A 13,661-nucleotide genomic window follows, 5' to 3' on the forward strand; every position below is an offset into this window, starting at 1 on the left:
GCATACTTTCCCTACACTTTTTCATGTGTCCTGAATGAGAGAGGCAATCAGCTTTTATTTCAAATGAGACTAACGAATGAAAATCATCAGTCTTTTTTTATACCATCAGTTATATATTTTAGAAGGAATTATGCCCCCTTTATAGAAATAAAGGGAGAGTTAAAGGTGATTGATTCATTGCATGGTTAGTACAAAGGATTGGATGTGGAAGTATGCAAAAGCGTATTCTTCTTGTGGAAGACGACAGGGAGATTAGTGAATTAATAACAGATATTTTGAGACAGGAGAGTTTCGAGGTATTTACCGCATTTGATGGGGAGGAAGCTTTATCCCTTTTCCATAAGGAGGACTTTGACTTAATCTTGTTGGATTTAATGCTTCCGCAGTTAAGTGGTATGGATGTTTTAAAACGCATCAGAGAAGAGAGTTTAATGCCTGTGTTGATTATTTCAGCGAAGGATAGTGACTTAGACAAGGCGTTAGGATTAGGCTTTGGTGCCGATGATTATATAAGCAAACCGATTTCAATGATCGAACTAACGGCGAGGGTCCATGCGGCTATTCGTAGGGCAACGCAATATCGTCCTGCGGGGACTCCAGCTATATCTCATAACATTCATTTTAAGGAATTATCCCTCGATTTACATACCTTTTCTGTACAAATGAAAGATAAGGTTGTGCAGCTTACTTCTAAGGAATTCCATATTTTAAAGCTGTTTATGACCAATCAAAATCGAGTGTTTACAAAGGAACAAATATACCATTTTATTTGGGAAGATGATTATTACGGCAATGAAAATGTAATCAATGTTCATATAAGAAGGTTACGAGAAAAAATAGAAGAGAATCCGTCTCATCCAAAGTATATTCGAACCATTTGGGGAATCGGATATAAATTAGGTGAATAGTCTATGATGGTTACTTTAATTGTTATCATGGCCATTTTAATTGTAATGAATGGATGGCAATATTATTCTCTTAAAAAAACAAAGCAACATATAAATGAAATCAGTGATAAGTTAACAAATATTATCGAACAACAGACAGCTGAAAAAGTGTTACTCCAAACAGATCAAGAGGCCATTCAACTTTTACTTATTCAAATCAACCGAATGCTTGATAACAATCAAAAAGTATTTGCCGATTACGCCAAAACAAAAGATAGTTTAAGGAAAATGATAGCCAATATGTCACATGATTTGAAAACACCACTAACAGTTATTTTAGGTTATGTAGAAAAAATAAAGCTGGATAAAACGATGGCTAAGGACGAAAAAGAAATCGTCATTTTACGCTTGCACGAAAAAGTAATGAGTCTCGTTTCTTTACTTAATCAATCCTTTGATCTTGTTAAACTAGAATCCGATGATTACCTCATGCCGTTGAGTAAGGTTTCACTTAATGAGATTTGTAGAAAGAATGTATTAGAGTTTTATGATTTGCTTGTATCAAAAGGATTTCAGGTAGAGATAGACATTCCAGAGCGGAATTTTTATATTCTTGGTAATGAAGAGGCAATTAACCGGGTGCTAAGTAATCTTATCTCGAATGCGATTCGATATGGAAATGATGGGGGCGTATTAGGTCTCACCCTTCGAGGAGATGGGGAAACCATTGCCGTAGAGGTTTGGGATAAGGGGAAAGGGATTGCAGAGGTACACCAGGACCGGGTGTTTGAACGACTATATACATTAGATGATGCTAGAAACCCTCAATTTCAAGGCAGTGGATTGGGTTTAAGTATTTCGAAACGATTAACAGAAGCAATGAATGGTACGCTGCACGTGAGTAGCCAACCATTTGAGAAGACGACTTTTACTTGTAGGTTTAAACAAATGACATATTAAGACTTCGCGAAAAGGGGTGTTCTGTTGGAACGGCTCTTTTTTTATTCAAACTTAAGAAATATGTAAGAAATGAGAAAGAAAAAAGATACTTTCTTTGCTTAAGCTAGAAGTAACAATCATAAAGGAGGTTAAGACAATGAATTACGTCGTGCAAACCAATGGCTTAACGAAAAAGGTCAAAGGTAAGGTGCTTGTAACTAATGTAAATCTTCATATTAAAAAAGGAGAAATATACGGATTTCTCGGACAAAATGGGGCTGGGAAAACGACGATCATGAAAATGCTCACGGGATTAATTCATCCTTCTTCAGGAGAGATTGCGTTATTTGGTGAAAGGCTTACAGAAAATAAGAAGTCTGGGTTGAAGCGTGTGGGTAGTATTATTGAATATCCGCTCTTTTATGAGCATTTAACAGCGAGAGAGAATCTACAGCTTCACTGTGAATATTTAGGGTTTTATGATCAAAAAGCCATTACGCAAGCTTTAGATATGGTTCATTTAAAAGGAATTGAAGGGAAAAAAGTGAAGGATTTTTCCCTTGGGATGAAGCAGAGATTGGGGATTGGCAGAGCCATCATAACAAAGCCGGAACTGATTGTTCTCGATGAACCTACCAATGGTCTTGATCCCATTGGTATAAAAGATATGAGAGATTTAATTCGCATGTTAAATAAAGAATATGGCATGACTTTTCTCCTTTCTAGTCATATTTTAGGGGAAATGGAACAGGTTGTTGATAGAATAGGTGTGATTAGGGATGGTCAATTAGTGAATGAAGTCACTTTGGCTGATATTAGGAAGCAGCAAACGGAATATATTGAGATTGTGACATCGAATGTAGAAAAATCAGTGTATTTGCTAGAGTACGAACTTCGTATTACTAATATGAAGATTATAGAAGACAATAGAATTCGCATATATGATTTAACCTTGTCCCCAAGTGAGATCTCAAAGGCATTAATTCTTCATCAGATTGATATAGAAGAGATACAAAAACATACGAGTACACTGGAAGATTATTTCTATCAAATTATCCATGGAGGTGAACAGCATGTTTAAATTAATGGAGCTGGAGTGGAGGAAACTAAAGCAAAAAATGGTGATGGGTGAGATCATTATTTATGCGGGTATTCTTATGTTTATGCCGATTTTCTTTATTAAAATGGTAAGCGCTGACTTCGGGCGAAGTTATGCGACAATTATTCAATTGATTTTGGCCATACAGATGGGCTGGGTGCTATTTGGAGCTTCTCTTATTAATCAGGTGGTTATAGATGAGTATAAGAACAAAACGTTCTCTCTTTCATTCGGCTATCCAATTAGTCGGAAAAAGTTAATTATCGCAAAAGTGCTTTTTATCTCACTCGCAGTTTTTCTCTGTACACTCGTATCCTTTCTGTTGTCAGGTATCGTCACGTATCTTCTTGATCATCTGTTCCATATCATTAATGGGCAACCAACCGTTGTAGATATTACTTCATATGCTAGTAAGATGATCATTCATTCTTTTTTCATTACACTAATTAGTTTAATTCCCCTCTTTTTCTTTGGGATTTGGAAAAGAGCAACGATTCCAACTGTCATTTGTGCCATGTTCCTTATGCAATTTCAAAACTTTTCTTCTCTTCTTAATATAAATCTCAATTCTGATCTTGTGAACGCAGGTCTATGTCTTTTGGGAGCGGTTAGCATTTTTCTTTCAATTAAGATGGTTGATAGAGTGGGGGATGTTTAATTTTTTTGATGGTATGGGAGATAACTAAATGATTTCAGGAAACGAACAATAACAAATGGTAATCTTTAAAACATCAGTTGCAAAAATGAGTCCGTTCCATTGCGCTCTTGTACACTCGCTTTCCGCGGGGAGGAAACCTTGAGCCTCCTCAGCATTGCTTGCGGGATCTCAGCTTTCCCTCTACTTCCCGCAAGAGTCGAGTGTCTTCCGCTCCATTACACTAGTCTTTTAATATTTGTATATAATCGATAAAGTAATCCGAATGAATAAAAGATAGATGTTCCTATTCATTCGATACAGCTTTCGCTGAAGTATATATGTCCCAGCCCTTATGGGGGCTAATAGGTAGATTAAAAAGGAGGAGCTTATATAATGCCTGTGGCGCTTAGAGAAGTATTAAAATCAGAAAAGAATATCTTAATAAACCTTTACTCCCTGTACCTTCATGACCTTTCAAGATACACATCAACACTGGATATTGGGCCAGACGGTATCTTTGAATACGAGGGGTTTGATCAGTTTTGGGAAGTAGATGGGCTATCCCCATATTTCATCTTGATAGACGAGCGTATTATAGGGTTTATCCTTTTATTAGAGCGTCCGTTTCTAAGGAAAGAGTATGATTTTGCAGTGAATGATATTTTCTTGCTTAATAAATACAGAGGGAAAGGAAATAGTACGCGGGCTATTAAAGAGATATTTCATAAGAAACAAGGAAAGTATTACGTCATTGAACTGATTGAAAATAGAACTGCAGTATCTTTCTGGAGAAAAATATATAAAGAGTTCAATATTCCATACGAAGAAAAGCAAGATATGATTGACGATGAGCTATGCTTGATTCAAACATTTAAAGTATAAATGTTAAGGTACAGACAGTTTGAAAATGAAAGATCAAACGATACAGCAGACGATAGCATTTTTCTTTAGGAAGGCGACTACTACCCTGAATTTTTATCGGACGTTAAAAAATGTGAATTCAGGCCAAAATAAATCCGTTTTTAGTGGTCAAAAAAAGATTTTAATAGTATTTATCAGACGCTTTAAAGACGAGCCAAACGCTAACGATTGGCCCCCTCCTCAGCAATTTACACATTATAATGACTCTTTAAAAAATCTATAAATAATTTAACATGACGTAAGTTTTCGACGAATGGGTTATAGAAGAGACTGGTTTCTCGGTAATAAATGTCTTCTCCAAAGTCATTTAATGAGATGGTGTATAAGTCTTCTTCACCTTCGATACTGATACCGGGTAGTACGGCGATACCAACGTTATACTTTACCATCTCTTTGCATGTAGCGGCTTGATCAGTTTCGATACTTGGATGTACAGGCTTTTGAAAATTGGTACGCCACCATTTATCAATTATGAGACTTAAGGGTGGATCTGTTTTATAAGTTATAAATGGTAGGTGAGGGATATCTTCTTTTTGAAACGGATTTTTTGATACGATAAATAATTCTTCATTACATAGTGTACATTTCTTTGCATTTAGGGAGTAATTACCGCGGATAATGGCTAAATGGATTTCTTCCGCATTGAGTGCTTCTTTCATTTCGCTGCTCCATCCCGTTTTCAGTTGTATATTTATATTAGGGTAAAGCTCTTTAAAGGCATTCAATATTCTGGGGAGGTGGTGTAGCGCGAACAAACCAGAAGCGCCGATTGAGATCGTGCCCTTTATTTCTTCAGCTAGATTAGCTAGTTGATCTACGAGTAATCTTTCGTTATGTAAGGTTTGTTCTGCATGTTCATAAAGAATCCGCCCCTCTTCTGTAAAGTCAATTCCTTTTGACCCTCGTACAATCAACTCAATTTCATATTTTTTTTCGAGCTGTTTAATACGATAGGTGAGAGCAGGCTGCGATGTATACAAATTATTAGCAGTGTGTGTAATATTCTTCGTCTTGTACAAATCAATTAATAGGTGGCAATCATTAAGGTTCATAGCAATTTCCTTCCGCATTGATATAAAAATTTTTTATCGGTGTCGCTGAAATTTATTTATTTTATTCATTGGAATATATCATATATTCTGTAAAAGGAAAAATAAATTTGAATCTGGAGAGTTTTTTTACGGCTGTTGTTTTTGATTTAGTAGGCGTAATTACTGGAGGTAGTAGTGTTTAATCTTTGGAGGGGATTTAATGCGCGCAATTCTTCCTATTGCCACAGTGGTGATTGTAGCGATAGTTGGTGTAGGCATTTTTCAATTACTCTCCTTTCCTATGCCGTGGATGCTAGGCTCGTTATTTGGCGTATTGCTCACACAACTGATATGGAAAATACCTATGAAGTGGCCCGTTATGATGCGAAATATTGGGCTACTTATAGTAGGGACGGCAATTGGTCAGCTTTTTACTCTTAATATATTAGTCTCGATGAAAGACACTTTACTTTTTATGCTCATGCTCAATATTTCTTTAAGTGTATGTTGCTTTGGATTAGCCTATCTTTTGAAAATATGGGCAAAAATACCATTTGCGACAGCGATAACAGCTAGTATTCCCGGTGGGTTATCTCAATTAGTTATTTTTGCAGAGGAACAAGAGAATATTAACGTAGCTATAGTAACGTTTTTTCATGTCATTCGTGTTCTGTTTGTTGTTGGGCTTATTCCGATTATTGTTTCCCTAACTGGAGAGGCGCCGGAATCAGTCATACAAAGTTCAAACAATGTTCTGCATAATATCGGTCTAATCCTATTGGGACTTCTGTTTTTGCCAATTGGGAAAAAATTAAGATTGCCGGTGCCACATTTTTTAACGCCTGTCCTTATGGGTTTGCTATTAAGTCTATTTAAAGTAGATTTAGCCCCAATGGATAGTCACCTGTTGCATATAGCACAGCTTTGTATCGGTGCGTACATTGGATTACTGTTACATCCGAAATCTTTACGATTACCCGTTCGCGTATTAATAGGAGGGATTAGTAGTGCAATATTACTGTTAATCATCACCTTTATAATTGCAGAGGGAATGGTTTTATTATTTGATATGGATTTTGCCACCAGCTATTTAAGCACAGCTCCAGGTGGAATGGATCAAATGGGGCTCATCGCTACCGCATTACAAGCAGATGCTACACAGGTAACGATTTTTCAATTATTCCGCATGCTATTCATTTATATAGTTATTCTACCTGTATTAAAGTGGAAGATATTCAAGTGATAAAAAATTTTTATGGATGTGTTTAAAAATTATGTATTTTATTTATTTCTAATCATTTCTTATAGTTAATCTATCAACGAATAAAGGGGATATGTTTGATGGCTAAATATGACGTAGTAATTGTTGGGGCGGGAAATGCGGCATTATGTGCAGCGATATCTGCAAAAGAGCAAGGGAGTTCGGTACTCGTATTAGAGAAAGGACCAATTGAAAAGCGTGGTGGTAATTCATTTTTTACTGACGGCGCCATTCGTGTAGCTTATCAAAACTTAGATGCTATTACGAAAGTGATTGATTTAGATCAGGACACGATTAATAAAATTGATATGCCTGAATACAGCACAGAAGATTTCTATAATGATATTATGAGAGTTTCAAAAAATCAAAGTAAACCTGAGTTGATTCATCAATTAGTTGATCAATCCTTACCAACGATTGAGTGGATGAAAACACAAGGTGTCGTATTTGAGTTGAACTATGCGAACCAATCTTTTGAAAAAGAAGGAAAGGTTCATTTCTGGGGCGGTTTACCAGTTAAAACCGTTGATAAAGGAATCGGCTTAATGCGCAGCTTATTTCATCGCTGTGAAGAGTTGGGAATTGAAATTTGGTATGAAAGTGCAGCCACGAATATTGTCACGGAAAATGAGGCAGTGGTGGCGATTGAAGTGCAAACAAAAGAGCAACTGCAAACGATTCAATGTGAAAGTGTTGTTTTAGCATGTGGAAGTATAGAAGCGGACAAAAAGAAACGTGCGGAAGCATTAGGAATGGAGTGGAACGAAGCAATCGTTAGAGGGACTGAGTTTAACACGGGTGATGGGATTGATATGGCGGTATCAATCGGTGCGCAAACGTTTGGTCAACGGAATGGCTGTCATGCCATTGGAACAGATGCCAATGCCCCACGAGTAGGTGATTTCCAAAAACCAGGTGATATTTTCAAAAAGCATTCTTACCCTTATAGCGTGATGGTCAATGTGGAAGGTCACCGTTTTGTAGACGAGGGAGCCGATTTCCGTAACTACACCTATGCAAAATATGGTAAAGAAATATTAAAGCAACCGAAAAATATAGCCTACCAAATTTATGATGCTAAAGTTCGCCCAATCTTACGTGCGGAGTATGATTTAGAAGAAGCGACCGTCATTGAAGCAGCTACACTTGAAGTGCTTGCAGATCAATTAGATATAAATAAAGAACAATTCCTACAAACCATTTTTGACTATAATGCAGCGGTTCAAGAAGGTGAATTCAATCCTTCAGAAAAGGACGGTAAATCGACAAAAGGCATTACCCCAGCCAAATCTAACTGGGCACAAACCATAAGTGAAGGCCCATTCTATGCCTATCCTGTGACTTGCGGGATTACGTTCTCATTTTGGGGATTAGCGACAACAATCGAAGGAGAAGTAGTCAATCAAGTAAATGAAAAAATCGAAGGTTTATATGCTGCTGGAGAAATGATTGGCGGTATCTTCTACGAGAATTATCCCGGTGGTTCAGGCTTGATGTCTGGCGCCGTCTTTGGTAAATTAGCTGGTGCAGCGGCTTCGCGCCATGCTCAGAAAGTAAAATAACTCCTTTCACACAAGGTATTCTCGTTACCTTGTGTGTTTTTTTGTAGTGTAGTGTGCTGACAGTTCGCTTACGCTGGTTTTGATTTTTACTTTCCTGCTCTTTAATAAATTATGTTTTTTATATAAATGTAAATAATGGTAATATAATGAAGATATCTATTTCTAGAAGTTTTATGAGTAAATTTCCTGTGAGGTGTAAATCAGATAGTATGATAGGTTTTATCGCGGTCTTATTCAGCATGCTAGGATTCTTCTTAATTATTAATATGTTCCTAGCCATTTTGTATTTTTTTAGTAGTAGAGCTGGTGGAAAATTTTACAGCTGGATAACAGAGGATTTTGTGTTTCTGATGATTTTATCCATACCTTTCTTTGCTTTAACGGAACTAACTGCTAACGAATTGTATAATCGCTTTAACGGGTTTCTTGCAAGAATCCTACTGATTTTTTATATTATTACCTTATTCATCTTAGCGATCGTTTTCTTTATATTATTTGGCTATTTTGCAGAAATGGGGTAAGGGGAGACTAATGCTGTTGATTGATATCCTGTTTTAGTCTTACTTTAGTGAACACTATATAAAATATAATTTATCACCATATAAAAGAGTGCTAATTATCGAGACCACAGTTTAAGCTCATGCTGTGGTTATTTTATTATGGTTTGAAACATTATTATGCTAGATATTAATATTAATTTTAGAATTTTGTTAACATTACTACTATCTGTTTCGTCTTATAAGCATAGGAGGAGGGATATGAGAGAAGCGTTGAATATCGATGTCTTGAATAGAGAGTTAAATATTGTTTATAAATATTTATTAAAAAAAGGGGTACCCCACATAGATGCTCAAGATGCTGTGCAAGAAACAGCGCTTAAGTATATCAAATTATCTGACACGATTCGTTCATCAAAGGTACGAAGTTGGTTAATTCGTGTGGCATTGAATTACCATTATGACCAATGTCGCAAAAATAAGAAATACCACTTTAATTTAGATGAACATAGTGGTGAGCCGGAAAGTACGGAAACCCCCGAGGCGCTAGTTATCTCAAAAGAACGTGCGAGAGAATTGTCTAGTATACTCAATCAGTTAAAACCTTTTTATGCAGAGATTCTACTATTAAAATATCAATCAAATTTCACATATGAGGAGATAGCTATCATTTTGGGGATAAGCATTGGCGCTGTGAAGATTAATTTATACCGCGCTCGAAAGAAATTATTGAAGTGTTTGGAGGAGGCACGTGATGACGAATCATAAAAAGGATGAAATGGATTTTATTAGTGATTCACTATTCCGGCGTTCAGTAAGAAAGGCAAGATGGAAGCAATTTGGCTTATATTTTTTAATTTCTACGATATCCGTTCTTATTTTAATCTTCTTAGTTTTTAGTGGTGTTCAATATCTTATCAATAAAAAAATAGAAAGTGGTATGGATGAGGATTTAAACAGTTGGTCGAAAGGAGCAGGTATTATCAGCCATAATACTACCTTTCATTATAATCTCTTTAGCGCCATTGGTGAGACGGTCTATTTTAAGGAAATTGGAGGAAGACAATTTGTTTGGAATAAAGAGACAAATGAATATCCAGCGATAGGTAGAATAAAGCTTGTTAGTCGAGAGAGCGGTTTAACTGAAGGAAATAAGGTAGATGAAGAAACTAAAAGGGTTGTTCGGTACAACCAAATGAATAATGAGCGTATTGTTGATTTTTATTACCCTCGAATCAACTACAGTTATTTACCTCAGGAAATTGATATAGCTGTAGGACTCGACAAAAACACATTAGTAGAAGTAGCAATATCATTTGATGAACCGATGACTCTTAAAGAATTGGGTAATATCATGGGTGTGGAGAATATCGACTGGTTATGGGTTAATGAGCACACACCGAAACCAACAGAAGGAGATCCTGACCTGCATCATGTGTTGAATGGTGATAACGCTTATGGATATGGTGTTTCAGAAGACGATCCTTATTATAACGATGAATCAGAAACGCTAATTAGTGGAGCCATGATAAGCGGCACACCAGAGGAGTTGGAAAGGTTTAGAGATATAAGTATCATTAGGGCATCTGTTTTAGGGGTAACGATTGATAAATATTAGGATAAAAGGGGTACTCGTATGAATAACAATTACAAATGAAAGATACAAAGGTTATATCGGAAGAAAATTAATGAAAATAAGCAAGATGAGGCCGCAAATGGTCTAGAGCTTCTCCTCGTCGTTTTGATTTTAGTGGTGTTCGTTTTTTGAGTGCGGATGTGAACTGGTTTTGACGTAGTATCATCTCTGATTTGGTAAACGAAAAGGTACAAATACCCAACCAACAGTAATGTGAATAAATAAGAGAGGATGCACCCACTATGAAAAAGCTGTTCCTAAATATGATAAGTATTATTTCTTTCGCCCCTTTTATTACACAAGTCACGCAAGCAGATGTGACGAATAATCTGCGGAAGTTAAAGGATTATAGTTGGTTTAATGCTTATTTGCAGAATGAGATTTATCGCAACTTAATCATCCATAATGTCCGGGTACGGAATGTGATTGGTGAATTTAACGAAAAGAGATTTAACCATGGTTCTTATCAGAAGAAGATGGATAAGAAACTAAACACTGTACTATTAAACGAGGAAATCCGAACGAATGTATAATCGTTCGGATTTCTGTTTGTTTATTCGCCTTTTTTTACAAGTAATTTTTCCCGCGAGAGTTTGGCAGCTTGCACCATGACTGTTAGGGCTGCGACGGTTTCGTCCATGCCTCTTGTTTTGAGGCCGCAGTCAGGGTTAATCCAGAAAAGTTGTGGGTCTAGTACTTGTAAGGCACGGTCGATGTTTTTCGTTAGTTCGTCGAGTTGTGGCACCCGAGGGCTGTGAATGTCATATACACCTAAGCCGATACCTTGTTCGTAGGTGCTTTCTTCAAATGAGTGAATGAGTTCGCCGTGGCTTCTTGATGTTTCAATGGAGATGACATCAGCGTCGAGTGCTTTAATGCTTGAGATAATGTCTTCGAAATCGGAGTAGCACATATGCGTATGAATTTGTGTTTCATTTCTGACAGAAGTGGTGGCTAGTCTAAAAGCATAAACAGCAGCGTTCAGATAATCTTCCCACTTCTCTTGTTTGAGTGGTAATCCTTCACGAATGGCTGGTTCGTCTACTTGAATCATCCGGATACCATTTGCTTCTAGTGCTTCTACTTCTTCTCGAAGGGCAAGGGCAATTTGGTTTGCGACTTCGTAACGAGGGATATCGTCGCGGACAAATGACCAGTTTAAAATCGTAATCGGACCAGTGAGCATACCTTTTACCGGGTGATCTGTTAAGGACTGGGCATAGACTGTTTCTGCAACTGTCATTGGCTGTTCAAATGAGACATCTCCATAAATGAGTGGTGGTTTGACACAACGAGAGCCATAAGACTGCACCCAACCGAATTTTGTGAATTGGAATCCGGCTAATTTTTCACCGAAGTATTCGACCATATCTGTGCGCTCGAATTCGCCATGAACAAACACATCAAGGCCTAGCTCTTCTTGAATATCAATCCACTTTTTAATTTCCGTTTTGATATATGTTTGATAGTCAGTAGCAGTTAACTCTCCTTTACGCCATTTTAAACGATTTCTTCTCACTTCCTGTGTTTGTGGGAAGCTTCCAATCGTTGTTGTAGGTAGGAGTGGTAGTTGGAAGGCTGTTTTTTGTGTTGCTTGACGAACAGAATAAGGTGCTTCGCGCTCTGCTAGTGATGATGGTAAGTTTTGAATGGCTGTTTGTACTTGTTGATTGTTTCTAATAGAAGATTGATTTAGTGCCTCGATAGCAGTTCGTCTCTCGTTTATCTCATCTTGGATTTGCTCTTTTCCTTCTCTTATTCCTTTCGTTAGCACTACGATTTCTTGTAATTTTTCATCAGCAAAGGCGAGTGCGGTCTTTAATGTATGATCTAGTGTTTCTTCAATTTTGACTGTAACGGGTACATGCAATAAGCTGGATGAAGGCTGGATGATTAAGCGATCTTTCGGAACAATTGCTGTAATTTCTTCTAGAAGAGAGAGCTTATTATCAAGTTTAGCGCCCCAGATATTACGGCCATCGATGACACCTGCAGCTAATACTTTATCACTTGGGAAGCCGAATTTTTGTAAGGAAGCGAGGTTTTGACCTGCATCATGGACAAAATCAAGGCCGATCGCTTGCACAGGTAATGAGGTAACAGCTTCATAATAAGTGATGCTTTCAAAATACGTTTGTAAAATGATATTTATCTGTGGTGCTGCCTGGTGTAATGTTTGGTAAACTGCTTGATAGAGTGAGATGTCTTCTTCTGTGAGGGTAGTTGCTAAAATAGGTTCATCGATTTGTACCCACAAGGCACCTTCTTGCTGTAATTCTTTTAAAATTTGTACATAAAGAGGAACGAATTGATTGACGATTGATTTGAATTCACTTTCTTTATAGCCTTTTGATAATTTCACAAACGTAATCGGGCCCAAGATAACCGGTTTCCCGTCGATTTCAAGCTTCTCTTTTCCTTCTTTATAAAAGGCAAGTGGCCGGTTTTCAGCAAGTGTTGGCGTGAGGTTGTTGAGTTCTGGCACGATGTAGTGATAGTTTGTATTAAACCATTTGGTCATTTCAGCTGCCACGGCATCTTTGTTCCCTCTGGCAATATCAAAATACGTTTCGATATCAACTTTCCCACCTCTGTATGTAAAACGCTCAGGAACAAGTCCAAACATCACAGCTGTATCAAGGACATGATCATACAGTGTGAAATCGCCAACCGGGATGAGATCAACGCCAAGTTGTTTTTGCTTCTCGAGAGAGGATAAACGAATGACTTCCATTTGTTGCAGAAAAGTCTCTTTATTCAACTTACCACTCCAAAATTGTTCTAGAGCTTTCTTCCACTCCCGCTTCTCGCCAATTCTTGGATAACCTACATTTGAACTTTTTACTTCAGTCAATTTAAACACTCCTTTAGATTGTATTTTCTCAACAAAAAATCTCTCTATTTATTATTAAATGAGAGATTCATACGCAATATTAACTAGAGTTGAGACCATTTGATTTGCTCAACACGTATTCATCACTCCTCTCTATGCATCCGTAGAGTCTAAGTGCAAACAACAGACAGGTCTCCTGACTTCGGATTATCGCTCGTTATCCCTTCCCATTTCTATTATGAAATAGTGGTCAATGATAAGTCGCTCTCCTTCACAGTGGCGGGACCGTGCCGGCATTCCACCGGGCTTCCCTTTTAAGCAATCATGCATCTGTTGCCTTTGTTATTAAGTTTTGAAA

Annotated in this window: 13 protein-coding genes and 1 riboswitch; of the genes, 11 read left to right on the plus strand and 2 right to left on the minus strand. The window is 37.3% G+C overall.

All coding sequences use genetic code 11. The features are described from left to right. Positions 1 to 212 precede the first annotated feature (212 nt). From MHI57_RS16530 to MHI57_RS16550, 5 genes are all read left to right on the plus strand, one after another. Positions 213 to 908, plus strand: a complete 696-nt coding sequence (locus MHI57_RS16530) for a response regulator transcription factor (RefSeq protein WP_307315804.1) — start codon at positions 213 to 215, stop codon at positions 906 to 908. Between the two features lie 3 nt (positions 909 to 911). Beyond that, entirely contained in the window at positions 912 to 1,847 is a 936-nt protein-coding gene (locus tag MHI57_RS16535; protein ID WP_322910236.1) for a sensor histidine kinase, read from the plus strand. Positions 1,848 to 1,983: 136 nt separating this feature from the next. After that, a complete protein-coding gene (locus MHI57_RS16540; protein ID WP_340977320.1) occupies positions 1,984 to 2,907 on the plus strand; it encodes an ABC transporter ATP-binding protein in 924 nt (307 codons plus the stop codon). Then, complete coding sequence (locus MHI57_RS16545; protein WP_095371048.1) at positions 2,900 to 3,583, plus strand: ABC transporter permease; 684 nt, start codon at positions 2,900 to 2,902, stop codon at positions 3,581 to 3,583. Before MHI57_RS16540 ends, MHI57_RS16545 begins: the two co-directional genes overlap by 8 nt. Positions 3,584 to 3,955: 372 nt before the next feature. After that, the gene (locus MHI57_RS16550) at positions 3,956 to 4,444 is read left to right on the plus strand and encodes a GNAT family N-acetyltransferase (protein WP_095371040.1); all 489 of its coding nucleotides are present in this window, start codon (positions 3,956 to 3,958) and stop codon (positions 4,442 to 4,444) included. Positions 4,445 to 4,671: 227 nt separating this feature from the next. Here MHI57_RS16550 and MHI57_RS16555 read toward each other — a convergent pair whose 3' ends face one another. Continuing rightward, positions 4,672 to 5,535, minus strand: coding sequence for a LysR family transcriptional regulator (locus MHI57_RS16555; protein WP_095371038.1), 864 nt, complete (start codon positions 5,533 to 5,535; stop codon positions 4,672 to 4,674). A 199-nt stretch (positions 5,536 to 5,734) separates the two neighbouring features. On the opposite strand from MHI57_RS16555, the gene MHI57_RS16560 reads away from it, so the two are divergent. From MHI57_RS16560 to MHI57_RS16585, 6 genes are all read left to right on the plus strand, one after another. Further along, positions 5,735 to 6,757 carry an AbrB family transcriptional regulator gene (locus tag MHI57_RS16560; protein WP_095371037.1) on the plus strand — a complete coding sequence of 341 codons (1,023 nt, stop codon included), beginning with the start codon at positions 5,735 to 5,737 and terminating at the stop codon, positions 6,755 to 6,757. A 98-nt stretch (positions 6,758 to 6,855) separates the two neighbouring features. Next, positions 6,856 to 8,337 (plus strand): FAD-dependent tricarballylate dehydrogenase TcuA, encoded by a 1,482-nt coding sequence (gene tcuA / locus MHI57_RS16565; RefSeq protein WP_340977324.1) that lies wholly within the window; start codon positions 6,856 to 6,858, stop codon positions 8,335 to 8,337. Positions 8,338 to 8,546: 209 nt separating this feature from the next. Beyond that, positions 8,547 to 8,858 (plus strand): hypothetical protein, encoded by a 312-nt coding sequence (locus tag MHI57_RS16570; RefSeq protein ID WP_233435324.1) that lies wholly within the window; start codon positions 8,547 to 8,549, stop codon positions 8,856 to 8,858. Positions 8,859 to 9,095: 237 nt separating this feature from the next. Continuing rightward, the gene (locus tag MHI57_RS16575; RefSeq protein ID WP_095371035.1) at positions 9,096 to 9,602 is read left to right on the plus strand and encodes an RNA polymerase sigma factor; all 507 of its coding nucleotides are present in this window, start codon (positions 9,096 to 9,098) and stop codon (positions 9,600 to 9,602) included. Further along, the gene (locus MHI57_RS16580; protein WP_095371034.1) at positions 9,589 to 10,452 is read left to right on the plus strand and encodes an anti sigma factor C-terminal domain-containing protein; all 864 of its coding nucleotides are present in this window, start codon (positions 9,589 to 9,591) and stop codon (positions 10,450 to 10,452) included. The genes MHI57_RS16575 and MHI57_RS16580 overlap by 14 nt, the downstream gene beginning before the upstream one ends. A 260-nt stretch (positions 10,453 to 10,712) precedes the next feature. Beyond that, positions 10,713 to 11,003: a hypothetical protein gene (locus tag MHI57_RS16585; protein ID WP_095371033.1), complete on the plus strand. Its 291-nt coding sequence runs from the start codon at positions 10,713 to 10,715 to the stop codon at positions 11,001 to 11,003. Positions 11,004 to 11,023: 20 nt separating this feature from the next. Here the strand turns inward: MHI57_RS16585 and metE are convergent, their stop codons facing one another. Next, a complete protein-coding gene (metE, locus tag MHI57_RS16590) occupies positions 11,024 to 13,324 on the minus strand; it encodes a 5-methyltetrahydropteroyltriglutamate--homocysteine S-methyltransferase (protein WP_340977326.1) in 2,301 nt (766 codons plus the stop codon). 148 nt (positions 13,325 to 13,472) lie between these two features. Continuing rightward, positions 13,473 to 13,652: riboswitch (cobalamin riboswitch) on the minus strand. Positions 13,653 to 13,661 lie beyond the last annotated feature (9 nt).

Origin of the sequence: Cytobacillus sp. FSL K6-0129 (genome assembly GCF_038007625.1) — a bacterium.
Lineage (GTDB): Bacteria > Bacillota > Bacilli > Bacillales > Cytobacillaceae > Cytobacillus > Cytobacillus kochii.

What these genes read in the sequence shown, in the direction of transcription:
- MHI57_RS16530 (WP_307315804.1), top strand. Translation starts at nt 213, where the DNA reads ATGCAAAAGCGTATTCTTCTTGTGGAAGACGACAGGGAGATTAGTGAA.
- MHI57_RS16535 (WP_322910236.1), top strand. Translation starts at nt 912, where the DNA reads ATGATGGTTACTTTAATTGTTATCATGGCCATTTTAATTGTAATGAAT.
- MHI57_RS16540 (WP_340977320.1), top strand. Translation starts at nt 1,984, where the DNA reads ATGAATTACGTCGTGCAAACCAATGGCTTAACGAAAAAGGTCAAAGGT.
- MHI57_RS16545 (WP_095371048.1), top strand. Translation starts at nt 2,900, where the DNA reads ATGTTTAAATTAATGGAGCTGGAGTGGAGGAAACTAAAGCAAAAAATG.
- MHI57_RS16550 (WP_095371040.1), top strand. Translation starts at nt 3,956, where the DNA reads ATGCCTGTGGCGCTTAGAGAAGTATTAAAATCAGAAAAGAATATCTTA.
- MHI57_RS16555 (WP_095371038.1), bottom strand. Translation starts at nt 5,535, where the DNA reads ATGAACCTTAATGATTGCCACCTATTAATTGATTTGTACAAGACGAAG.
- MHI57_RS16560 (WP_095371037.1), top strand. Translation starts at nt 5,735, where the DNA reads ATGCGCGCAATTCTTCCTATTGCCACAGTGGTGATTGTAGCGATAGTT.
- tcuA (WP_340977324.1), top strand. Translation starts at nt 6,856, where the DNA reads ATGGCTAAATATGACGTAGTAATTGTTGGGGCGGGAAATGCGGCATTA.
- MHI57_RS16570 (WP_233435324.1), top strand. Translation starts at nt 8,547, where the DNA reads ATGATAGGTTTTATCGCGGTCTTATTCAGCATGCTAGGATTCTTCTTA.
- MHI57_RS16575 (WP_095371035.1), top strand. Translation starts at nt 9,096, where the DNA reads ATGAGAGAAGCGTTGAATATCGATGTCTTGAATAGAGAGTTAAATATT.
- MHI57_RS16580 (WP_095371034.1), top strand. Translation starts at nt 9,589, where the DNA reads ATGACGAATCATAAAAAGGATGAAATGGATTTTATTAGTGATTCACTA.
- MHI57_RS16585 (WP_095371033.1), top strand. Translation starts at nt 10,713, where the DNA reads ATGAAAAAGCTGTTCCTAAATATGATAAGTATTATTTCTTTCGCCCCT.